We start from the raw sequence: 24101 nt of genomic DNA, 5'->3' as shown, positions 1-24101 counted from the left end.
CTACGTATCTTGCGCATGCGTGAACTGATCCGTAATAGTATCGTCTTTCGCAGTGCCTCCGCAGTACTTGGAGTCAGCTTCTTCATTGGCATTTTATTTTCCGTTGCCAGCTACATTTATTTTGTCGATGAAGAACAGGATCAGACTGTTAACACAGTTTATGACTTGCTGGCATCCCTTGAAAATACCGCCAGTATTGCCTGCTACATCAACGATCAGAATCTGGCCAACGAAGTCGTGAATGGCCTGGGCAGAAATGCAGATATCAGTCAGGTCAGCATCAACGTCAAAGAAACGATCCTTGCTAAATTGGTCAAACCCACACCACCTCACCACCCCAGTATCGCTACTTTATTCCGAAAACATATCAACCACATCGATCGGGATATCTCATCTCCGTTCAACAGTTCAGAAAAAGTCTGCACCGTTCATATGGAGATCAATCAGGATGCGGTTTTTGAACACAGCACATCCAAAGCGCGTTTCGTCGTTGCACTGCTGCTGTTCCAGACCGTGCTGATCGCGCTGGTACTGGTTTATATCATGTACCGGATGGTGACAAATCCGATTAAATCGATTTCTGACCGGCTACATACATTACTTCCCCAAAACGGGGAATTACTGCCGCATCCACACCGGTATACAGGTGATGAACTGGGACAACTGGTCAATGATGTGAATAATATTATTTCCGATCTGGTGTCATCGCTGGATGAAGAAAGACATCTGCGGGTCCAGCATGCATTGGGAGAAAAAAAGTTCCAGGCCATCTTCGATAATGCCGAAACCGGCATCTTTCAGATGAACGAACACGGCGAGCTGATTTCCTATAATCAGGCACTGGCACGCATGCTTGATCTTCCCACCGGCCAGACAATTGCTTCACATGCTTTACTGGAGCGAATCAGCGGACAGGAGTTGCGACTGCATCTGATGATTCATTCCGCCATCAGCGAAGCACAGATTCTGTCTGAAGATTTTTATATTGAACTCGGTCAGAATAAAAAGAAGTGGCTCAATATCGTTGTACATGCTGCCGAGAATGGCGTGCTGCAAGGACTGATTAATGATGTCACTGAACGTAAGCAACAAGAGGAAAAAGCGCATCAGCTGGCGGTCACTGATCATCTTACCGGACTGAACAATCGGCTCGGACTGGACAGGGAAATGGCGCGACTGGCGAAAGAAAACGCCAATGGGACCGGATGCCCGTTCTTTTTACTGTTGATTGATCTCGATAAATTCAAAACCGTGAACGATACTTATGGTCACAGTGCCGGTGACATCGTACTGGTTCATTTCGCGAAAATTCTGTTGCGCACGCTGAGAAAAACCGATTTCATTGCCCGTCTTGGCGGCGATGAGTTTGTGCTGCTGCTAAGAGGACTGGATGACCTCAGTAAGGCTGAAGAGATTGCACGGAAAATTATTTCCCAGGCATCACGACGGATTGACATCAGTCCCGATACCCAGGTGCAGATCGGGACCAGTATCGGTATCAGCTACACGCCTGCTAGCGTATTTTCACCGGAAGACCTGCTGGCACAGGCAGACGCTGCTATGTATGAAGTAAAACAGCATGGCAGAAATGCCTATCAGGTCGCGCCGTATTTTCCAGATGATTCTGCCAGATAAATCAAGTATCGCCTTCATCCTGTCCGTGTTCTGACGGATCGTCCGTAATCCCCAGCAAATCCTGAGCAGCATCAACAGGTAAAGCCTCGACCTGTTTCAGTTTCCGAGTCATCTGACGGGTTCTGACTTCGGCCTGATCAATATTTTTTGCAGCGCGCTCCAAAGCAGTTTTAGTCTGCGCCAGTACGCTGCCGAACTTATCGAATTCTGTTTTGACTGCTCCCAGCACTTGCCAGACTTCAGAGGAACGACGCTCCAGCACCAACGTGCGGAAACCCATCTGCAGGCTGTTGAGCAATGCAGATAATGTCGATGGCCCGGCGATTGATACCCGGCAGCTACGCTGTAAATCATCCGCCAGCCCCGGACGACGCATGACTTCAGCATACAGCCCCTCCGTCGGTAAGAACAGAATCGCAAAATCGGTCGTCAACGGCGGTGAAATATATTTATCTGCAATGGTTTTGGCCTCATTCCGAATCGCCCGCTCCAGCTCTTTACCGGCGGCAGCCACACCTTCTGCGTCCGCTTTTTCCGCTGCGTCGAGCAGGCGCTCATACTGCTCCTTCGGAAATTTTGCATCTATCGGCATCCATACCGGTGCCCGGTCATCTTCTTTTCCCGGTAGCTTGATCGCAAACTCGACCCGTTCTCCGGTTCCGGGGACGGTTTCGACATTTTTCGCATACTGATCCGGAGTCAGCATCTGCTCCAGCACCATTTCAAGCTGTACTTCGCCCCAGGTGCCACGGGTTTTGACATTCGTCAGTACCCGTTTCAGATCACCAACACCAATCGCCAGCTGCTGCATTTCCCCCAGCCCCTGATGTACTTTTTCCAGTCTGTCAGAAACCAGCTTGAAGGATTCCCCAAGACGTTGCTCTAATGTGGCATGGAGTTTTTCATCCACTGTTTTACGCATTTCTTCCAGTTTTCCGGAATTTTCTGCTTGCAATTGCTGAATTTTTTGCTCCAGCGTTGCCCGGATTTCCTGCATGCGCTGCGCATTTGATTCTGTCAGACTGTTCAGAGTCTGCTGCAAGGTATCGGCAAACAGCTTCAGGCTGGCGCTTTGCTCCTCACGTGCGCTTTGTCCTTGCTGTATCAGGGTTTGCCGCATCTGCTCCAGCTGTTGGGCGAAACTGTCAATCTGCCCTTTTTGTAAAGTCGCAACATTGGTCATCTGTGTTACCAGAGTTTGCTGGAAACGACTGAAATTTTCTGCCTGCTCCTGCCTTGCGGTCAAAGCGCCGGACAGCATCTGTTCACGCAAGGAGCGCTCGGTACGCTCCTGACTCATCATCTGCTGTTGCTGCCCTTGCTGCAAAGTCTGTTGCAAAATCTGCAGTTCTGCCACCTGCTCAGTAAGACCAGCGTCATTTCGTCGTCGCAAAAACAGCATCAGATTCAATGCCAACAGCACCAGCAACACAGCCAGACTGATTAATTCAAATAAACTCATAGTTTTAATCAAAAAATACAAAACAAGGATTCTGGATAATGTATCAGCCGGGCGTATTTCTCATCCAGTCCGCAGTCTGGTAAAAAGACTGCATCAGATGCTGCTGTAATTCTTCGTTAACAGTGACATCCTGCATGGCCCATGCCATGCAGCGCAACCACTGGTCACGCTCATTGCTGGCAATCGCAAAGGGCAGATGGCGGGCACGCAAACGCGGATGTCCGAACTGACTGATATACAAATCCGGCCCACCCATCCAGCCGGACAAGAACCAGAATAACTTGTCACGTGAGCTGTCGAGCGGTGTCGGATGCATCGCGCGAATACCCGCAAACTCAGGCTCCAGCTCCATCAGATCATAAAAACGGTCGACCAGTTCGCGCAATTTATCGGCGCCGCCAATCAGAGTATATAAATTTTCAGAACGAGTTTCCCGATCTGCGTTGTTTGTTTCTGCATTCATTTTTTATTCAATTCTTATCATGAGCGTTACCCAAAATGACTCAGGCATTTCTGAGACTGAGCAATGGCGGTTGCTTCAATACCTGCCGCAAGCCAACCCAGCCGCCGATCACGGCACAGACTCCGCCAGCGACCAGCCCTGTCACCCAGACCAGCGCTGAAAAATGCCAGTCAAAATGAAAACTGTAGCGTGCCAGCGCCCAGCCAATGGCACTGGCACCGCTGGCGGCAAGCAAACCGGCCAGACCGCCGGTAAGTAAAAACTCGACCCACTGCGCATGCGATAATTGTGAACGCGTTGCTCCCAGCGCACGCAGCAGCGCCGCTTCGCGCATCCGAATATCCTGTGAGCCCGCCAGAGCGGCATACAGCACCAGAACACCGGACGCCAGCGTGAACAGAAACAAAAATTCGACCGCCGTCATCACCTGATTCAGGACGTCCTGAACCTGCCGTATCATGATGCCGACATCCACGACGGTAAGGTTTGGGAAATCCTGCGTCAGCCGGTTAACAAAGACCTGATCTGTCGCCGGCAGATGAAATGCCGTAATCCAGGTCTGTGGCATCTGGCGCATCGCCGCCGGATTGATGATGACAAAAAAATTCACCCGCATCGAACTCCAGTCCAGCTTACGCAAGCTGGTAATTCTGGCGCTGACCTGTTGACCGGCGACATCGAATGTCAGCTGATCACCCAGTTTCAGACGCAGGGTTTTGGCAATTCCCTCTTCCACTGACGCTTCGGGCTCGGCTGCGTGACTGTCGTCATACCACTGACCGGCAACAATGCTGTTCATCTCCGGCATGTCATTCATGGTAGACAAATTAAACTCACGATCCACCAAACGTCTCGCCTGATCTTCCTGATAGGTTTCCTGACTGATGGCTCGCTGGTTCACCTCAATCAGACGCCCCCGAATCATCGGATACATGCGGGGTTGTCCAAATGCCGAAAGACGCTGCCGGATGAGGTCTTTCTGATCCTGCTGAATATTGATCACAAACTGATTGGGTGCGTCAGCCGGAGTAGCCTGCTGCCAGGCAGTCATCAGATCACCACGGACCAGTGTCAGCAGCAACAATGCCATCAGACCCAGTGCCAGCGCCACGATCTGCAGGATAGTCGCACCCGGCCGGCGTTGTAATGCGTTAATGGCAAAACGCCATGCTGCCGCAGAAAACAGATTCCTCATCCGTTTCAACGATAAGACACAGAACCAGGCAATCAGCGCAAAGACGGCGATGCCGGCAACAAATGCTGCTGAAATCAGCAAACCTATTCGGAGATCGCCGGTCTGCCACAATAACAAGCCGACGAACATCAGCAAACCCAGTACATAAGTTGCCACGGTAAGCGGTTGCGGAACATCCTGCTCACGCCGGATCACCCGGTTATGCGGAACGTTTCGTAATTGCAGTACGGGAGGTAAAGCAAATCCAAGCAACAACAGCAAACCGGTCAATAATCCCTGCAAGGCCGGCAACAAACTGGCAGCAGGCAAGTCTTTGGCCACCAGTTTTCCCAGCCATTCAAGCAACACATAGTGTCCGGCATATCCCAATAAAATTCCGGAGAGACTGCCGACGATACCGAGTATCAGGAATTCTGTCAGATAAATCTGCAAGACCTGATTCTGCGTCAGGCCAAGACAACGTAACATGGCGCAGGCGTCCAGATGGCGTAGCATGAAACGCCGTGCCGCCATTGCAATCGCAACAGCAGCCAGCATGGCTGACAACAGGCTGACCAGCGACAAGAATTGTTCTGCACGATCCAGGGCCGCACGCATTTCAGGACGACCGCTCTCCAGTGACTCAAGCCGGATGCCCTTGATCTGCTGCTGCGCAATCGCCTGCTGCAGCGTATCCTGATATGTTTTGATTTTTTCAGGAGCCCCGGCCAGCAACAGGCGGTAAGTCACCCGTGAACCGTCCTGCACCAGACCGGTCGCAGCCAGATCATCCATTGCAATCATTACCCGTGGCGCAAAGTTCATGAAACCTGCTCCACGGTCAGGTTCATTGGCAATCACCCTGGTGAAACGAAAGGTTTTATCACCCAATCGGATCGGGTCACCGGGCCGCAAGTTGAGCGCGAGCTGCAATGCCGGATCAAGCCAGACTGTACCCGAAGCCGGGATGTCTTTAGTGGCAACACCAGTACCGGTCGTCATACCTGGCGGCTGCAACTGGAGATTACCGCGCAAGGGATAATGGTGGCTGACTGCCTTCAGCGAAACCAGCCGGGCGGCCGCCTGTTCGCCCTCCCCTGCAATCGCCATGCTGGGGAAAACCACGGTCTCTGCCATTTGCAATCCACGTTGCCGTGCCTGCTCACGCCAGTCCCCGGATATAGGCTGATCGGCACTGATCAGCAGATCCGCCCCAAGCAACTGGTGCGCATCGCGATTCAACCCATTGCGCATCCGGTCCGTAAAAAATCCGACCGACGACAAGGATGCGACCGCAATCATCAGTGCAACGATCAGGAATCGCAATTCCCCTGCACGCCAGTCGCGCATGGTCATGCGCCATGATAAAACAAACATGATTACCCCTTGTCTGAAACTGGAAAAGTGATCACACGACTGGCCGCTACGCCTTCCGTCCGTGAAGGCAGCCTGGCGTTATTGTACAAACCACCTGCTGGAGCGACCATTCAAAAAACCGTGATCTCAGCCCCGGTTGATATCGTTCAAAGCCAGTCAGATCAGGCCTGTAAAGCCTGCGCAAAATCATGTAATAAATCCGACGTGTCTTCAATACCGACAGATACCCTGATGAGTGAATCGGCAATACCCATCTTTGCCCGCTGCTCTGCCCCCATTTCAAAGAAGATGGTGTGCGCCACAGGAATCACAAGCGTACGGGTATCTCCCAGATGGGTCGCATTGATTGCCAGCTGCAGCCGGTTCAGATAATCAAAACAGTCGATTTCAGGTTGTAATTCAAAACTGAATAAGGCTCCGTAAGCACGGAATAATCCGGTTGCCAGCGTATGCTGAGGATGAGAGGCCAGCCCGGGATAATGCACTTTTGCCACCCTTGGATCAGCTTCAAGCATCGCTGCCAGCGCTGCCGCATTTGCGCAGGCGCGCTCCATGCGCAAAGCTATTGTTTCTGCGCCGATGGCAATCTGGTGTGCAGCTTCAGGAGATAAAGACGCACCAAAATCACGCAAAGCCTTCGCACGTATCTGTGCCATGCCTTGCGCCGGTGCAGGCTGTTTACGGAAATTAGGCGCAATATTCGGAAAATTGGTCCAGTTGAACAGACCCGTGTCGGTCAGGGCGCCGCCCAAGACATTGCCATGACCGGCGATATATTTAGTCAGAGAATTCACCACCAGACCAGCACCCACACTCTTGGGGCGGAACAGGTAAGGTGAAGTCATGGTGTTATCAACGACAAACAGTATCCCGCGAGCCTGACATAAATCGCCGATACGCTTCAGATCAGCAATCTGGGTACGCGGATTGGCGACGGTTTCCACAAATACCATACGGGTGGCAGGCGTCAGTGCCGCTTCAACGTTGGCAACATCCGTCGCATCCACCATCGAGACATTCAGGCCCTGTGCTGCCGTGGTCTGCCAAAGACTATTGGTATTACCGAATAAAAACCGGGAAGAAACAATATGATCCCCCTGCCGTAGCAATGCCTGAAACACTGCACCGATCGCGGCCATGCCGGTGGCAAACGCAATCGTGGCAATGCCATCTTCCATTTTGGTGATTTTATCTTCGAGTGCCGAGACCGTCGGATTACCCTGGCGGCCATAACGATAACCGGATTGCTTGCCCTGAAAAACATCTGCCAACGCGCGGGCATCTTTATAGCCAAACATGACTGCCGTATGTACAGGCTTATGAACGGAACCGTGCTCTATTTCTTTCTGACGGTCGTTATGCAGGATGGTCGTGGTAAAACCGCAGGAAATCTTGTCACTCATCTTTAAATACACCTTGAATTGGCCAGCATTAGCAAATACAGAATTTCAGGATGACACAAAAAAATAGCGGCAAAACATGGCGATGAAGGCAATGCAGATTGCGCGGCAAGACACCAAGTATCGCTGTCGTATTTTGTGTAAGTCCTTAGCCTGTCAGTGTACCGCAGATAACCTTATCTCATGATGACAGGATTGGCCTGAGTACGATCGCATGCTGAATCTGATCATTGGAATCTTCCTCAACCTGCCGCCTTTTACCGGACTGCAGGTGACGCGAAAAAAAACGACATCAACAAATTATCTGAGTAAAAAATCCTCAATCAGACTTGCCAGCAATTCCGGCTGGTCATGATGCAGCATATGCCCTGCATTGGTGATCATCTCCTTCTGCAATTGCGGAATATGTGCCAGGCGCCGGTCAATCTCTGCCTGCGCCTGCTCTTTCGGCCCCATCCAGTGCCATACATCGGTATCATCAGCCTGCATCCACAATACCGGTGCGGTGATCTGCCGCCAGCACGCCATGACTTCCTCGACATGGAATAACAGCGGGCTGGTCTGTTTATGTGCAGGGTCGCCTAAGATGACCCACCGCCCTTCCGAATCCTGTTTTGCCCAGCAACCGGAAAGAAAGGCTGCACGCTCATCCGACAAACGCGGATTGGTCTTTTGCAGGCGTGCAGCAACTTCGGCCTGCGAAACGTAAGTCCGCAGCGACGGCGGTCGCCGCAATTCATCAAGCCACTGACGATAACGGCCCGGGGCCTGCTCCGCATGGGTGGCAGGTAAACCGAAACCTTCCAGGTTCACCAGCCGACGCACCCGTTCAGGCCGTGTGCCAGCATACAGACCAGCCACATTCGCCCCCATACTGTGGCCCAGCAAATTCACAGGACCTTGCGGTACGTAATGCTGCAGAACGGCATCCAGGTCACCCAGATAATCCGGAAACCAGTAGGTATCCGTTCCCGGTGTATCGGTCAGGCCAAATCCCCGCAAATCCGGCGCGATGACATGCCAGTCGTGCTGCAGATGATCCACTACAAACTGAAATGATGCTGACACGTCCATCCAGCCATGCAGCATGACAATTAATGGCGCATCTTCATTACCCCAGTGGCGGACGTGGTAACGTAAACCACGGACTTGAATGAACTCAGAACGGGAAGGCAGACGGGCAATAGACATGGCTGATTAATTCTTTTCATCAAGAAAATCTTTCCGGCAAAGCTCAGGAAAGAACGATATGCAGTAGGATGCAGATATCTGAAACGCAAGGATAACACTGACAACAATAGAACGACCGTTCGATAATTATAACGGAGACCCGATGAAACCGCAGGACACCCTCAAATCGCAGGTGACAGACATGGCTGCAGATAGCGTCGATCATTATTCAACGCTATACCGGAATTTCCGGTGGGAAGTTCCACTGTATTTCAATATCGCCGAAGCATGCTGTCGACGCTGGGCGTCTGAGACAAAACGTACCGCCATTTATCACGAAGACAGTGCAGGCAACACCAGCCGCCTGAGTTACGCAGGTTTATCCAAGGCAGCCAATCAACTGTCTCACCTGTTGCAATTACAAGGCGTACAGCGTGGCGATGTAGTCGCCTGCATCATGCCGCAACGGCCAGAGACGGCCATTACGATCATGGCCTGTCTGCAGATGGGGGCAATCGTGATGCCGCTGTCTTTTCTGTTCGGGCCGGAAGCGCTGGAATACCGGCTGCAACATAGCGAAGCCAAAGCACTGATACTCGACAGCAGCGGACTGGATGCCTATTTATCAATTGCCCGGAGCTGCCCACACCTGCAGACCCTCATTACCGTCGATTGTCCACATGCACCTGCCGATTTCCCGCATCTGGAATGGGCAAATTATCTGCCGCAAATGCCGGTTGATTTTGAAATGATCCAGACCCGCGCTACCGATCCGGCAATTCTGATTTACACCAGCGGTACCACAGGCGCACCAAAGGGCGCGCTGATCCCTCATTCGGCAATCATTGGCAATCTGACCGGCTTTGTCGCTTCCCAGAACTGGTTTCCCAAAAAGAAAGATGTGTTCTGGTCACCGGCCGACTGGGCCTGGACTGGCGGTCTGATGGATGCGTTGTTGCCATCACTGTATTTCGGTCAACCGATTGTCGGCTATCAGGGTCGATTCACCGCAGAAACGGCGTTCTATCTGCTGGAAAAATACAAAATCACCAATACCTTCCTGTTCCCTACCGCCCTCAAAATGATGATGAAAGCGGAACCCGCACCGCGTGAAAAATACAAATTGAAACTGCGTGCCATCATGAGTGCCGGAGAAGCCGTCGGGGACGCTGTATTCCACTGGTGCGAACAGGCGCTGAATGTCATCCCGAATGAAATGTTTGGCCAGACAGAGATGAACTACATCGTCGGCAACAGCCACCAGCAATGGCCTGCCCGCCCCGGTAGCATGGGGCGCCCCTATCCGGGTCATCAGGTTGCTGTGATTGATGATGATGGCAAGCCGGTCGGCGCAGGAGTGACCGGTGAAGTTGCCATGCACCGCTTTGATATTCATGGTCATCCCGATCCGGTGTTTTTCCTCGGCTATTGGAAAAATGATTCCGCAACCCGCGATAAATTTTCCGGCGACTGGTGCCGCACCGGCGATCTCGCCTATGCTGATGTCGATGGTTATCTGTGGTATCAGGGTCGGGCAGATGATATGTTCAAGGCAGCCGGCTACCGGATTGGTCCGTCAGAAATTGAAAATTGTCTGGTCAAGCATCCTGCTGTCGCCAATACTGCGGTGGTTCCCAAGCCGGACAAAGAACGCGGCAATCTGGTCAAAGCATACGTCGTGCTGAGCCCTGGCTACAAAGCCAGTGACAAGCTGATTCTGGAATTGCAGAAACACGTCAAGGGAAAACTCGCTCCCTATGAATATCCGAAAGAAATTGAATTTATCGATGCCTTGCCCATGACGACAACCGGCAAAGTGCAGCGGCGGGTACTACGCCTGCAGGAGCAGGAAAGATTCAAACAAAAACGTACGTAATATCTGCAAGAAACGGGCTGTCCGGCTCACCAACCGGCAGTCTTTCACCTTCCTCCATATTCAGGCCATGCCGGGCGGCTTAATCACCTCAGGGCAAACTCAGGATTTTGGCACCCATTTTCTGCGCAATCTCGTCCAGCAACCCATCGATGGCTTTTCCATAAACTGTTGCCTGAAATCCGGCGCCATCAAATACATGTTCTCTGCCGATCTGCACATCACCGGTTACACTCGTGGAAAATTCGTAACGCTGCACCAGCACTCCGGCCAGGGCATCATATAAATGGATTTCCAGTTGCAGCGCCCTGTGTTTTTTCTCCCGCAATCCCAGCCACACCGGCTCGGTATGAACTCCGGCGTTCAGAACTTGCCCTGCAATCACGTACTGCACATGATACAAAGCCGCAGTCTGCGCCAGCAATTTACTATCCGCCTGACTGAATTGCCAGTCGAGCGATAATAAGTCCGGTGTTGTTTTGATCTGAAATGACGGAGTTTGTGCCAGACGGCGTACCAGTGCCCGCGGTAACCCCTGTGCAATGTCATCAATATCCTGAACCTGCGCTGGCTTATTCACGGCAAACCCGGTCAGTAATACGGTAATTGCGGCTCCTCGATTCACACGGACAGTCTGTGCTGCAGCATCGGAAAAACTCACCAGTACACCGGAAGCACCAAGCAGAAACAACAACCGGAACAGAATGGATATCAGAACTCGCATGATAATATTCACTAATTCAAAAGAGGAATGTGTGCATCTGCAAAATCTGCTGATGCGCTGCCAGCAGTGGCATTATTTAAACACATCTGTCCGGTGAAATGCGTTTTTGCCGGCGCTATCGCTTCTACAATATCCGGAACAGCATGCTGCAATGATCTCCTCAGCCCGTCTCCACATACGCCTGGCTCATACCGATGACAGCACCGCCCTGCTTGCTTTTGAGCTGGAAAACCGGAGGCACTTCGAACAATGGATCGCCAGCCGCGGCGCAGCATTCTACACACCTGATAATGTTCGTGAGAGCCTGCGGCAAGCACAGTGGCAGGCGCAAGCCCAGCAGGAATTGCATTACCTGGCATGGTATGGCGATGAAATCGTTGGTCGCATCACTCTGCGCGGCATTGAAAAAAAGGATTATTTCAGGGCGACCCTGGGCTACCGTTTCAGCGCCCGCCATGGTGGACAGGGTTACGCCACCGAAGCCGTTAGCGCAGTAGCTCACCATGCTTTTGCAACACTCGGTCTGTGGCGCATTGAAGCAATGGTCATCGCGGACAATCATTCATCGCTGGCGATCATGCGGAAATGCGGATTTACCCAATTTGGTCACGCACATTCTGCCTTGCTGCGAAATGGAAAGTGGATGGATCTGCTGTATTTTGAACGACACGCCAACCATTCAGAGGATGTCGCAGTCGGCTCTGCGAGCCCAGATCAATGATCAGTCTTCCTGCTAAAAAAAGCATTCTGAACCATGAATTTTGCACTTTGTCGCAAGAAGGTTTCAGTATTGGTGATGCCGGCAGATAATCGCCGCATTCCGGCTGACTCCGGTTTCACTTACTTTCTCTGGAGAACATGATGCGCATTCAACCAAATCGTTCTGCTGTCACGCTGTCTGGCCTGTTTTTCTCTGCGTTTTTATTCTGCCACGCAGCGATAGCGGAAGATTTCAGCCGCAACGTCGCCAGCTTTAATGTCATCAAAAGCCACAGTGCGATGAATGTGACGGTGGAAGTCGGTAAAACGCAGTCGATTACCATTAAAGGCAATGAAAAATTTGCTTCCAGAGTGATCACTGAGGTGATCGGCAATGAACTCATTCTGTCTTATAAAGAAAAGCACAACATCCATATTTCGGATGATGCGCAAGTCATCATTACCGTTCCGCAACTCAATCGCTTCAAAATGGAAGGAGCCGGCCTGACGAAGCTGATCAACATTAACAGCGATGAATTTGAGTTGTCTTATGAAGGTGCAGGTATGCTGGTTGCAACGGGAAAGACCAAATATCTGCGGTTACGCGCACAAGGTGTCGGACTGGTTGAAACCAAAGATCTGGTGGCGGAGCGGGCCGATGTGAATGTGGAAGGCATTGGCGCAGTTTCGGTCAACGCCCGCGAAAAACTGAATGCCAACGTACAGGGTATCGGCACCCTGACCTATTACGGAAATCCGAAGCAACTGGTGAAAAGCGTCGAGGGTATAGGCAGCATTCATGCCGGCGACTAAATAACTCACTGAAATAGTTCAACGCCGCGTACCGGTCAAGGCAACGGGTTCAACACAACTGGGAAAAAATCAGTTTCTGGTCAGAGGTGCGCTGAACGCGGCAGTCTGGAATACATAATCAGCGCTCTTTCATCGCTACTGCGCCTGATCTGGAATGCCCGCAGGTATTGGTATTGATGCGTTTATCCGGCCGCGGATGGCCGTTTCGCGGGCATTTACGTCAGTGCCATCAGCTCATTTTCATCGAAACCGGCAGCACGTCGTCCTTCCAGATTGAAAGGCCCGCGCAAACGCGGGGCTTTGTATTTTTCGGCCAACACGGCATAAGTGGCGACCGGATCAAGCTGCTGTTGTTGACATAATGTTTTATACCAGTCGTTACCGATAGCGACATGACCAATTTCATCGCGGTAAATAATATCCAGAATATCGGCAGCCGCCTGATCTCCGGCCTGCGCCAGTTTGGCGGCAATACCGGGGGTCACATCCAGTCCGCGCGCCTCCAGCGTGCGCGGCACCAGCGCTAGTCGGGCAATCAGATCCTGACTGGTTTTTGCTGCCATTTCCCATAAACTGTTATGCGCTGTAAAGTCACCGTAGGCGTAACCCAGCGTCTGCAAATGCGCTTGCAGCAGTTGAAAATGACAGGCCTCTTCCCTGGCGACTTTCAGCCAGTCGCGGTAAAAGCGTTCCGGCATACCGGGAAAACGCCAGAGAATATCGCAGGCCAGATTAACTGCATTCAGCTCAATGTGTGCCAGCGCATGAATCAGCACTGCCCGGCCTTCCACGGTATGCATGGCACGACGCCCGACCTGACCGGGCGTGACCAGTTCCGGTTTCACCGGGCGGCCGGGAATGCCTTCGGGAGTCGTGATCTGACAACAAATGTCGAGCACCACCGTATCGGGGATGGCCAGCACACGCCGGCACTTGCTGCCGGTATCGCAATCAAGCAATGCCAGCAGGGCTTCATGACGTAACTCCATCATCACCTCAGTGTTCAAATCGTTCAATCAATGCATGACTCCGGCACAGCATGGCACGGAGCGTTAAAATAGCGTATCCGGGATGATTTTAATCAATATCAGGGCAAAGTACCGTCCACCATCATTCCCTTGATGCCATTGCAATCACTCGCGCTGGTTTCTGCCATCAGGCTGTCTTCTGGACCTGTGGACGAAAGCAGTTTTTTCAGCCGCTATTTTACGGAATTATTATGCCCATCTACCAATTAGGTGATATCGCACCGGAAATCGATGCCTCTGCTTACATTACCGATACGGCAAAAATCATTGGCAAAGTCCGCATTGAAGCCAAAGCCAGCATCTGGTTTGACGTCACCATCCGCGGCGACAATGAGTTAATCACTGTCAGTGAAAACAGCAATGTGCAGGAAGGCTGTATTCTGCATACCGATCCCGGGTTTCCTTTGACGATCGGTCCTAATGTGACGGTTGGCCATCAGGCGATGCTGCACGGCTGCACGATCGGCGAAGGATCGCTGATCGGCATTCAGGCGGTGATTCTGAATGGCGCTAAAATAGGAAAAAACTGTCTGGTCGGCGCTGGTGCACTGGTTACCGAAGGTAAAGAATTTCCGGATAATTCACTGATCATCGGTTCACCAGCCAAGGCTGTCCGCGAACTCAACGACGATGACCGCATGCGGATGCACATGAATACCGCTAACTATGCACAACGCGGCCAGCTTTACAAAACCCAATTGCGCCGTATCGACTAATTTTTCCGGACCAGCGCCGGTTCTGACGCAATCAGACTGACTCTGCGCATCCGCTTTACACTGCCCCCCTTGGGATCGTACACAATTGCACTATGACTGATACTTTACAAAAATTTATGTTTGAACACGCCGGCGTCCGCGGCGAACTGGTGGAACTGGAAACGGCATGGCAGCAAATGCAGTCACACCGCACTTATCCAAAAGCGGTACAAATCGTTCTGGGTGAACTGATGGCGGCTTCAGCGCTGTTATCTGCGAATCTGAAATTTGACGGTACGATGATTATGCAGATTCACGGCGATGGTCCGGTCAAACTGATGGTCGTGGAATGTGACGATCAGCTGCGCCTGCGAGCCACAGCCAAGCTGGCCGACGATGCCGTGATTGAAGACCATGAGACCCTGCGCGATCTGGTTCATGCACATGGACAGGGACGTTTCGTGATTACGCTGGACCCTAACGATAAACTGCCTGGCCAGCAGGCCTATCAAGGTATCGTGCCGCTGGATGGCGATAACATTGCCACCATCATCGAAAATTATATGTTGCGCTCCGAACAGCTCGATACCAAACTCTGGCTGGCTGCCGACAATCAGGTAGCCCGCGGCCTGCTGCTGCAAAAGTTGCCGCATACCGGCGGTATCGAAGTAAAGACAGAAAATCCCGAAGAAGCCTGGAACCATGCAGTGATGCTCGGAGATACCCTCAAACGTGGAGAAATGCTGGAACACAACATCAGCACGCTGATGCACCGCTTGTTCTGGGAACAGACGCTGCGGGTGTTTGACCCATTACATCCAGTGTTTCATTGCAGCTGCACCCGGGAAAAAGTCGGCGATATGTTAAAAATGCTGGGCAGTACAGAAATTGAGAATACCCTCGCCGAGCTGGGGGAAATCGACATCAACTGTGATTTCTGCGGTAAGCATTACGCCTTCGACCCGGTAGACTGTGCTCAGCTGTTTGTCACCAGCACACTGGCAGACGGCACCCAGCCTGCCAGTAATATGAAACACTGATACACAGCGTCAGCGGTAGCTGCTCCCCACTGGTTACTGCTGCCTCCTTTCCGGCAATGCTGATGGCCTCACGCTTATCAGCATTAATCCCGCCTGTCTTTTTCAGACTATCTCAGACACTCACCTCAGCATCAAAAACCCTTGACCATGACGCAACGTCAGACTTTATAGTGTCATTCATCAGATGATTGCTATTGACGAAAAGCAGAAAATACCCATGCGACTCAAAATCGGAGAGCTGGCAAAACGCGCCGGGCTGACAGTACGTACTTTGCATCACTACGACAGCATAGGACTGTTACGTCCTACCGCCCGTTCAGAGTCGGGCTACCGCCTGTATAGCCGGGAAGATGTTACCCGCCTGTTCCGGATACAAACCTTACGCCGCCTGCATTTACCCTTAACCGAGATCGCCACTCTGATTGACCGGGAACAGACTGGCTTACAGAGGCTGATCAGCGAACAGCTGGAGATAGTCGATCAGCAAATCAAAAAGCAGCAGTTATTGCAGCAGCGCTTACAAACCTTGCACCATCTGCTCGAGGCGAACGATCAACTACCGCTGGATGACTGGCTGCTGGCGTTGGAAATGTACAGTGTCGCCGACCGCTACTTCACTCCGGAAGAGTTACTCTGGCTACGTTCAGGACAGCAGAAACAATTGCTCGATCAGGCCATCCGCCCATTGATTACAGAAGTCCATGCACTGATGGAAAGACAGACTCCACCTTCCGATCCGGCAGCACAGGATCTGGCAGTCAGATGGATCACCATCACGAATGACTTGATGCCAAATATGCCGCGCTATGTGCTGCATTTGTCGCGTCTGCACAGAAATGAACCGGGAATCCAGGCATTGACGGGTGTGAATGGGGAACTGATCGACTATATCAGCATGGCATCCATCGAAGTCCGGTATGGCATCTATCGTCGTTATCTGACTGAAAAAGAATTGCGCTTTTTTAAAACATCTTCGTTTCAAAATGCAGATGCGTGGAATACCCTGTTTTCTGATATCCGGGAAAAAATGCTGGCAGGTATCCCTCCAGTGGCGGACGAGATGCAACCTTTGCTCCGGCAATGGCGTAACCTGTTTCTGGATGCCTGGGGCAATGACATGCAGGTCGTACAAAAAGTACGTGACATTCATCGCCAGGAAACCGGTGTTCTGCTCGACGGAGGCCTGTCTGACAGCCTGATGCGCTATGCACGGGAAGGCCTGATACATCTTGAAGCGCAACTCCGGCAAGCGACGACAAAAGAAAAATAAGCATTAAAAATCAATACATCAGGAATGGAAAAGTTGATGGAAAAACCTGTCATGCCACCCACGTCAACCTCAGTGCCGCCATCGCCGCGCGCAGCCTTATTGTCCAATCGCTCTTTCCGCTGGCTGATCAGCGGCGGCATGATCTCCATGCTCGGAGACCAGTTCACGCTGATTGCTCTGCCCTGGCTGGTGCTGAAACTATCCACAGATCCACTGGCACTTGGCATTGTGCTGGCACTGCTGGGGATCCCGCGGGCTGTCTTCATTCTGCTGGGAGGTGCGATTGTTGACCGTTATTCACCGAAGCGGGTCATGATGCTGACCAAATACATTAATACGGTCTTGCTGGGACTGCTGTCTGCCATTTTACTGAGCGGGGAACTTCAGTTGTGGATGGTATACGGCTTTGCGCTGGGGCTCGGCATTTCCACCGCATTCAGCATCCCTGCAGGGAGCTCCATGTTGCCGCATGTGGTAGAACCTGCGCAGTTTCCCATTGCGAACAGCATCATGCTGAGTCTGCGACAATTCACCATGTTTGCCGGCCCTGTGTTGGCAGGTCTGATGATCTCGCTGACGGCCAGCAGCAAACAATCTCCGGTGACAGATTCTTATGGACTGACTGCAGCTTTTCTGACGGACTGTCTCAGCTATGCCATTTCTGCCTGGACATTGAGCCGGGTGGTTACCCGTCATTTATCCAAACCCGCACACGACGACAGGCAATCCCGGCATCTCATGCATCAGGTATGGGATGGTCTGCGTTTTTGCTGGGAATTGAAAGAATTGCGCACCTGTTTTCTGTACTGGTCTGCGATTGCTTTTTTCATCATGGGGCCAATGCAGCTGGCAATGCCTTTGCTGGCAACCCAATTGAATAACAGTGCTGGAACACTCGGTCTGCTGAGCGGTGCGCACGGTGCCGGCGCTTTACTCGGTATGCTGATATCTGGCATACGTCCCGGTATGCGTCTCGGCAATCTGGGGCGGACACTACTGCTGGTCGATCTGATTATCAGTCTGTTATTCATGCCACTGGGACTGATTCATCACAGCTGGCAAGCCGTGCTGTTGCTGGTTTTGATTGCCAGTCTCGGGGGTTATTTGCAGGTGGCAGTTTTCACCTGGATACAGACACAGGTACCGCCGCAGATGATGGGACGGGCGATGAGCATGTTCATGTTTATTTTTCTCGGTATCGGCCCGGTGTCGTCAGCACTGACTGGATGGCTGATGCGCAGTATGTCTTTACCACAGCTGTTTTTGCTGTGCGGAAGTATTTTGTTGGTGATCGTTTTCATCGCATTCGCGGCATCACCGATACGACATATCAGCGAACGCCGGAAGAGCGCCGCATAAAACCCTTTGCCAAATAAAAAAACGCACATAACTGTGCGTTTTTTTGATCAGAAAATACCTGGCATCATCAGAAAGCAGCGATACCAGTTTGCGCACGGCCCAAAATCAACGCATGGATATCGTGAGTACCTTCGTAGGTATTCACTACTTCCAGGTTCACCAGATGGCGGGCAATACCGAACTCATCAGAAATACCGTTACCACCGAGCATATCACGCGCAACACGGGCGATTTCCAGTGACTTACCGCAGGAGTTACGCTTCATAATGGAAGTGATCTCAACGGCCGCAGTACCCTCATCCTTCATTCTTCCCAGACGCAGACAGCCTTGCAAAGCGAGGGTGATTTCTGTCTGCATATCCGCCAGTTTTTTCTGGACCAGCTGATTGGCTGCCAGTGGTCTGCCGAATTGTGTCCGGTCCAGCGTGTACTGACGCGCCGTATGCCAGCAGAACTCAGCCGCACCCAGCGCACCCCAGGCAATACCATACCGCGCAGAATTCAGACAGGTGAATGGCCCCTTCAGACCTTCCACATGCGGCAGCAGATTTTCTTCCGGCACGAAAACTTCATCCATCACGATTTCGCCAGTAATAGAAGCACGCAAGCCGACCTTTCCATGAATCGCAGGTGCCGTCAGTCCTTCCCAGCCTTTTTCAAGAATGAATCCGCGGATACGGCCATCATCGGTTTTGGCCCAGACGACAAACACATCGGCAATCGGGCTGTTAGTGATCCACATTTTTGCGCCACTCAGCGCATAACCGCCAGGTACGGTTTTGGCTCTGGTCACCATGCTGCCGGGGTCAGAACCATGATTTGGCTCGGTCAGGCCGAAGCAGCCTATCCATTCGCCGCTGGCGAGTTTCGGCAAATATTTCTGCTTCTGCGCCTCGCTGCCAAATTCATTGATCGGCACCATCACCAGCGAACTCTGCACACTCATCATGGAGCGATAACCAGAGTCGATACGTTCCACTTCACGTGCCACCAGACCGTAGCAGACATAGTTCAGACCTGCACCGCCGTACTCAGCCGGAATTGTCGAGCCCAACAGACCAAGCTCACCCATTTCACGGAAAATCGTCGGGTCAGTACGCTCGTGACGGAAAGCATCCAGAACGCGTGGTGCCAGTTTTTCTTCACAATAAGCACGGGCAGCTTCTTGCACCATGCGCTCTTCTTCGCTCAACTGCGACGACAATAACAACGGATCTTCCCAACTGAATACTGCTTTGGCCATCTGATTTTCTCCTGAATCTGATTTTCATAGTGATAGCAAAATACCGCCAGCATGACGGCATGCTGCTCTTGAGCCTATTTTTTACTCTTTGTTTTTATCTTTCCGCCACATGCAGCAACGACAGTCCCAACTGCGCACGTCTGACCAGCCAGGGACTTGGACGATAGCGCGGGTCGCCGGTACTGTCCTGCATGTTACGCAAGACAGATAGTATACGCGATGCCCCCAGTTTGTCTCCCCATGCCAGTGGCCCAAACGGATAAGCCAGTCCTGCCAGCACTGCCTGATCCAGATCCTGTGGACTGCAGATACCCTGCTGCACGATATCGCAGGCAATATTGATGATGGTCGCCAGCACGCGCTGCACGACGAAACCGGCGCTGTCCTGAATCAGCGTTGCCGGCATTCCATGCTGAGCGCAGCGAAGCTGGAGTCCCTGCGCCAGCTTCAGGTCAGTCGCCGGATTCAGCATCAGGGTCAGATGACCGTGACAAGCATTCAAGCTGTCAATACCGATGGTACGTCGTGGATTCAAGCCGAGCCGCGCTACGCAGGTACTGACATCTTCACCATCGGGACTCACGACAGCAACAGCATCTGCTGCTGGCAGGTGACCATAATCCACAACAATATCAATTCGCTCACACAGATCGTGCAATGCATCCAGCGCCAGCGGATTTTCCGGACTGAGCCAAATGCGGCCCTGCCAGACCGTCTCCTGCGGCAGCAGCGGAGCTTCGGAGACCGGCGGATAAGAATAAAACCCCTGCCCTGTCTTGCGTCCCAGCACGCCTGCCTGCACCCGCTGCGCGGCAATGTAATTCGGCCGGTAACGCGGTTCTTCATAATATTGATGATAAATCGACTCCATGACCGGATGCGACACATCCAACCCGGTCAGATCCATCAACTCAAACGGGCCGAGACGAAATCCTGCCGCCCCGCGCATGATCTGATCGATTTCTGTAAAATCTGCCACATTTTCCTGCAATATTCGTAAGGCTTCTGTCACATAGCCACGTCCGGCATGGTTCACAATAAAACCGGGTGTATCTTTTGCGAACACTGCGGCATGACCTGTGTCATTAATCAGCGCCTGTAGCAACGGTGGGACATGAGCTGCGGTCAACAGACCGTTAATGACTTCCACCACCTTCATCAGCGGTACAGGATTAAAAAAATGCAGTCCTGCCACACGTGATGGCAAACGGCTACCTGCAGCAATGGCGGTCACGGATAAGGATGAGGTGTTGGTCGCCAGAATGCATTCATCCTTAACGATCTGGTCCAGCTGATGAAATAACTGTTGTTTCACATCCAGTTTTTCGACAATCGCTTCAATCACCAGATCGCAGACGTGCATCGCCTCAAGTACCTCCACGACATGAAGATGCGACCTGGCGGTGGCTGCGACATGGGGAGTAATTTTCTGTTTCTGTTCCAGTTGGTCCCACTGCACAAAAAGTGCTTGCTTTGCCATGTCTGCGACCTCGGGAATGCTGTCAAATAACAGCACCTGAAAACCTGACTGCGCGATTAACTGGGCGATTCCCTTCCCCATTGCTCCTGCACCGACAATACCAATGACACGCAACATAGACAGACTCCGGATAGTGGCCGTCGCTGCAATGTTAAAGCCCATACGGTTACTGTTGAGGCAAAACAAGGATAACGACCATGGCTGAACAATATGTTTCTATGATAGCCCGATAAATGGAAGGTATTTTTTTATTGAGCGCAATATTTTGATAATTTTCAGCCAAACACCGCTGCCGCAGTGCATGGTCAGATTTATGTCAGTTCATGCGAACATGCGCTGTGCATGGCTTGCAGTAGCAAGGATGCAATACACGGGTCGGTCAACTCGGCTTCTTCTGTCGCAGCCATGTCCGAACCAGATCAGACACTCAGAGGAAGGATTAATGCAGGTCGGGGGAATGACTGGCGGGCATGACTGCGACAGAAGAAGCCGGCGCGCGCGGATCGAGAATCTGAACAAAAATCTCGTCTTTTTTGATCATACCCAGTTCAAAACGGGCGCGTTCCTCAACTGAATCGGTACCGGTTTTCAAGTCCGACACTTCAGACTCCAGCTTGGCATTACGTTCCTTGAGTTTTTCATTACGACCCTGTGCCTGCGCAACCTGGCGCTCAAATTCCCAGACACGCAGCCAGCCACCTTTACCCAACCATAAGGGGTACTGGATCAGCAATAACAGCACAGCAAAAGAAACGGTAATCAGGCGCACAAAAACTCACATCGGAATCGGATTCACAGATAACTCACTGCCAAAAAAAGGGGAACCGCGTTCCCCTTTTTTAAGATACCAGATTACTTCAGATTGTAGAAGGCGTCACGACCTGGGTAGCTGGCGATTTCACCCAGATCTTCTTCAATACGCAGCAACTGATTGTATTTGGCCATGCGATCGGAACGGGACATGGAACCTGTCTTGATCTGCAAAGCATTCAGACCAACTGCGATATCAGCAATTGTGCTGTCTTCTGTTTCGCCGGAACGATGAGAAATCACCGCTGTGTAACCAGCACGTTTGGCCATTTCAATCGCAGCAAAAGTTTCCGTCAGCGTGCCGATCTGATTGATTTTGATCAGGATGGAATTGGCGATACCTTTCTGGATACCCTCTTTCAGAATCTTGGTGTTGGTCACGAACAGATCGTCGCCAACCAGCTGCACCGTCTTGCCGAGCTTTTCAGTCAGAATCGCCCAGCCTTCCCAGTCGCCTTCAGCCATCGCATCTTCGATCGAGATGATGGGGTATTTATCAACCCAGGTCGCCAGCAAATTGGTGAAATCGGTTGCGGACAGAGTCAAACCCTCGCCTTCCAGATGGTATTTGCCATCCTTGTAGAATTCGGAAGCGGCGCAATCCAGTCCCAGGGCAATCTGTGTTCCAGGCTCATAGCCGGCTGCTTCAATCGCCTGAATGATCAGCTTGATGGCGGATTCATGGTTATCAACGGACGGTGCAAAACCACCTTCATCACCCACTGCCGTCGTCAGATTTTTGTCGTGCAGGATTTTTTTCAACGCATGGAATACCTCTGCACCGTAGCGGATCGCTTCACGGAAAGTCGGAGCGCCAACCGGGATAATCATGAATTCCTGAATATCGAGGTTATTGTCAGCATGCGCACCGCCGTTGATGACGTTCATCATTGGCACTGGCAACTGCATCGCGCCGGAACCGCCGAAATAGCGGTACAGCGGCAGGCCAGCCTCTTCAGCGGCAGCTTTGGCAACCGCCATCGAAACCGCCAGCATCGCATTTGCGCCGAGGCGGCCCTTGTTTTCAGTACCGTCCAGATCAATCAGCGTACGGTCGAGGAAAGCCTGTTCATTTGCATCCAGACCCATGATCGCTTCTGCGATTTCGGTATTGATGTGCTCGCAGGCTTTCAAAACACCCTTACCCAGATAGCGTGATTTGTCGCCGTCGCGCAATTCAATCGCTTCGCGAGAGCCAGTCGAAGCTCCGGACGGGACAGCAGCACGGCCCATGACACCGGATTCCAGCAATACATCACACTCAACAGTTGGGTTACCGCGTGAATCAATAATTTCACGGCCGATAATATCAACGATGGCACTCATTCAATTCTCCTAAACGATCAATATTGCGAACAAAGTAAAAAACAGTGCTGACCTGAGCAGACCGCAGATGCGGGTGACATGCTGCGAAGCGCCGGAACCTGATGCGACAGGATGTCAACTCCATCCGGATTCCGGAAACATCAACGCACTTCGTCGCTTAGCGACAGGTTACCGCCACGAAAACGAAGTCTGCCAACATCAATTAACTGAAACTGGATTCCAGAAATCCATTCTTCTTGACGACACGATCCAGATCGATCAACGTTGTCAGTAATTCTTTCATGCGACCTAATGGTACCGCATTCGGTCCGTCGGATTTTGCTTCAGCCGGGTTCGGGTGGGTTTCCATGAACAGGCCGGAAATACCTGCCGCGACGGCAGCACGCGCCAGCACCGGTACAAATTCACGCTGACCGCCGGATGATGTCCCCTGGCCACCCGGCAACTGCACAGAATGCGTCGCATCAAATACAACCGGGCAATTGGTTTCGCGCATGATGGCAAGCGAACGCATATCCGATACCAGATTGTTGTAACCGAACGAGACGCCGCGCTCGCAAGCCATGAAATTATCTTCATTCAGACCTGCGGCTTTTGCTGCGGCACGCGCCTTGGCAATCACATTGACCATATCATGCGGCGCCAGGAACTGACCTTTTTTGATGTTCACAGGTTTACCGGAACGGCCGCAGGCTTCAATGAAATCGGTCTGACGGCACAGAAATGCCGGCGTCTGCAAGACATCAACAATCGCAGCAACCGGAGCGATTTCATCAATCGCATGAATGTCGGTGAGCACCGGCACGGCAATCTGCTTTTTGACTTGTGCGAGTATCTCCAGCCCTTTATCCATTCCCAGACCGCGGAAAGAGGTACCTGAAGAGCGGTTAGCCTTATCAAACGATGACTTGTAGATAAAAGGAATACCGAGCTCCTGCGTGATTTCCTTCAGCGTGCCGGCTGTATCGAGCGCCATTTGTTCTGACTCGATCACACAAGGACCGGCAATCAGGAAAAATGGATGGTCAAGGCCAACATCAAATCCACATAATTTCATGCT

General features: G+C 51.9%; 20 protein-coding genes. 8 read left to right on the top strand and 12 right to left on the bottom strand.

Going from position 1 to position 24101, the window contains the following annotated elements; all coding sequences use genetic code 11:
* The first annotated feature begins 15 nt into the window (after nt 1–15).
* A complete protein-coding gene (locus tag HV832_RS09465) occupies nt 16–1635 on the top strand; it encodes a diguanylate cyclase domain-containing protein (RefSeq protein WP_176803597.1) in 1620 nt (539 codons plus the stop codon).
* Nucleotide 1636: 1 nt separating this feature from the next.
* On the opposite strand, the gene HV832_RS09460 is transcribed toward HV832_RS09465, so the two are convergent.
* The 5 genes from HV832_RS09460 to HV832_RS09440 form a co-directional block, all read right to left on the bottom strand.
* Nucleotides 1637–3097: a DNA recombination protein RmuC gene (locus tag HV832_RS09460; RefSeq protein ID WP_176803593.1), complete on the bottom strand. Its 1461-nt coding sequence runs from the start codon at nt 3095–3097 to the stop codon at nt 1637–1639.
* A 43-nt stretch (nt 3098–3140) separates the two neighbouring features.
* Nucleotides 3141–3560 (bottom strand): group II truncated hemoglobin, encoded by a 420-nt coding sequence (locus HV832_RS09455; protein ID WP_176803591.1) that lies wholly within the window; start codon nt 3558–3560, stop codon nt 3141–3143.
* A gap of 40 nt (nt 3561–3600) precedes the next feature.
* Nucleotides 3601–6111 (bottom strand): ABC transporter permease, encoded by a 2511-nt coding sequence (locus tag HV832_RS09450; protein WP_176803589.1) that lies wholly within the window; start codon nt 6109–6111, stop codon nt 3601–3603.
* Between the two features lie 161 nt (nt 6112–6272).
* Complete coding sequence (locus HV832_RS09445; protein ID WP_176803587.1) at nt 6273–7514, bottom strand: cystathionine gamma-synthase family protein; 1242 nt, start codon at nt 7512–7514, stop codon at nt 6273–6275.
* 297 nt (nt 7515–7811) lie between these two features.
* The gene (locus tag HV832_RS09440) at nt 7812–8702 is read right to left on the bottom strand and encodes an alpha/beta fold hydrolase (RefSeq protein ID WP_176803585.1); all 891 of its coding nucleotides are present in this window, start codon (nt 8700–8702) and stop codon (nt 7812–7814) included.
* Between the two features lie 142 nt (nt 8703–8844).
* On the opposite strand from HV832_RS09440, the gene HV832_RS09435 reads away from it, so the two are divergent.
* Entirely contained in the window at nt 8845–10557 is a 1713-nt protein-coding gene (locus tag HV832_RS09435) for an acetate--CoA ligase (protein ID WP_399310518.1), read from the top strand.
* A gap of 88 nt (nt 10558–10645) precedes the next feature.
* On the opposite strand, the gene HV832_RS09430 is transcribed toward HV832_RS09435, so the two are convergent.
* Complete coding sequence (locus tag HV832_RS09430; RefSeq protein ID WP_176803583.1) at nt 10646–11278, bottom strand: flagella assembly protein FlgT middle domain-containing protein; 633 nt, start codon at nt 11276–11278, stop codon at nt 10646–10648.
* Between the two features lie 151 nt (nt 11279–11429).
* Here HV832_RS09430 and HV832_RS09425 point away from each other — a divergent pair, with 151 nt between their 5' ends.
* Nucleotides 11430–11999, top strand: coding sequence for a GNAT family N-acetyltransferase (locus HV832_RS09425; protein WP_176803581.1), 570 nt, complete (start codon nt 11430–11432; stop codon nt 11997–11999).
* Nucleotides 12000–12136: 137 nt separating this feature from the next.
* Nucleotides 12137–12790 (top strand): head GIN domain-containing protein, encoded by a 654-nt coding sequence (locus tag HV832_RS09420; RefSeq protein WP_223827238.1) that lies wholly within the window; start codon nt 12137–12139, stop codon nt 12788–12790.
* A gap of 215 nt (nt 12791–13005) precedes the next feature.
* On the opposite strand, the gene HV832_RS09415 is transcribed toward HV832_RS09420, so the two are convergent.
* On the bottom strand, nt 13006–13779 hold the full coding sequence (locus HV832_RS09415) for a ferritin-like domain-containing protein (RefSeq protein ID WP_176803920.1): 774 nt from the start codon (nt 13777–13779) through the stop codon (nt 13006–13008).
* Between the two features lie 230 nt (nt 13780–14009).
* Here HV832_RS09415 and HV832_RS09410 point away from each other — a divergent pair, with 230 nt between their 5' ends.
* The 4 genes from HV832_RS09410 to HV832_RS09395 all read left to right on the top strand — a co-directional run bounded on the left by HV832_RS09410 (nt 14010) and on the right by HV832_RS09395 (nt 18182).
* Nucleotides 14010–14534 carry a gamma carbonic anhydrase family protein gene (locus HV832_RS09410; RefSeq protein ID WP_176803579.1) on the top strand — a complete coding sequence of 175 codons (525 nt, stop codon included), beginning with the start codon at nt 14010–14012 and terminating at the stop codon, nt 14532–14534.
* A 92-nt stretch (nt 14535–14626) separates the two neighbouring features.
* Entirely contained in the window at nt 14627–15553 is a 927-nt protein-coding gene (hslO, locus tag HV832_RS09405) for an Hsp33 family molecular chaperone HslO (protein WP_176803578.1), read from the top strand.
* A gap of 217 nt (nt 15554–15770) precedes the next feature.
* Entirely contained in the window at nt 15771–16823 is a 1053-nt protein-coding gene (locus HV832_RS09400) for a MerR family transcriptional regulator (protein WP_176803576.1), read from the top strand.
* Nucleotides 16824–16859: 36 nt separating this feature from the next.
* Nucleotides 16860–18182 (top strand): MFS transporter, encoded by a 1323-nt coding sequence (locus tag HV832_RS09395; RefSeq protein WP_223827236.1) that lies wholly within the window; start codon nt 16860–16862, stop codon nt 18180–18182.
* A gap of 67 nt (nt 18183–18249) precedes the next feature.
* Here the strand turns inward: HV832_RS09395 and HV832_RS09390 are convergent, their stop codons facing one another.
* The 5 genes from HV832_RS09390 to kdsA all read right to left on the bottom strand — a co-directional run bounded on the left by HV832_RS09390 (nt 18250) and on the right by kdsA (nt 24098).
* On the bottom strand, nt 18250–19425 hold the full coding sequence (locus HV832_RS09390) for an acyl-CoA dehydrogenase (protein ID WP_176803574.1): 1176 nt from the start codon (nt 19423–19425) through the stop codon (nt 18250–18252).
* A gap of 94 nt (nt 19426–19519) precedes the next feature.
* A complete protein-coding gene (locus HV832_RS09385; RefSeq protein ID WP_223827235.1) occupies nt 19520–21022 on the bottom strand; it encodes a 3-hydroxyacyl-CoA dehydrogenase in 1503 nt (500 codons plus the stop codon).
* A gap of 322 nt (nt 21023–21344) precedes the next feature.
* A complete protein-coding gene (ftsB, locus tag HV832_RS09380) occupies nt 21345–21674 on the bottom strand; it encodes a cell division protein FtsB (protein ID WP_176803570.1) in 330 nt (109 codons plus the stop codon).
* 83 nt (nt 21675–21757) lie between these two features.
* Nucleotides 21758–23041, bottom strand: a complete 1284-nt coding sequence (gene eno / locus HV832_RS09375; protein ID WP_176803568.1) for a phosphopyruvate hydratase — start codon at nt 23039–23041, stop codon at nt 21758–21760.
* A 202-nt stretch (nt 23042–23243) separates the two neighbouring features.
* Nucleotides 23244–24098, bottom strand: a complete 855-nt coding sequence (gene kdsA / locus HV832_RS09370; RefSeq protein WP_176803566.1) for a 3-deoxy-8-phosphooctulonate synthase — start codon at nt 24096–24098, stop codon at nt 23244–23246.
* Between the last annotated feature and the right edge of the window lie 3 nt (nt 24099–24101).

Source organism: Cognatundibacterium oligocarboniphilum (genome assembly GCF_013377855.1).
GTDB lineage: Bacteria > Pseudomonadota > Gammaproteobacteria > Burkholderiales > Burkholderiaceae_D > Undibacterium > Undibacterium oligocarboniphilum.
Note: the sequence above shows the minus strand (reverse complement) of the source record. Positions and strands in the feature narration are given on the sequence as shown.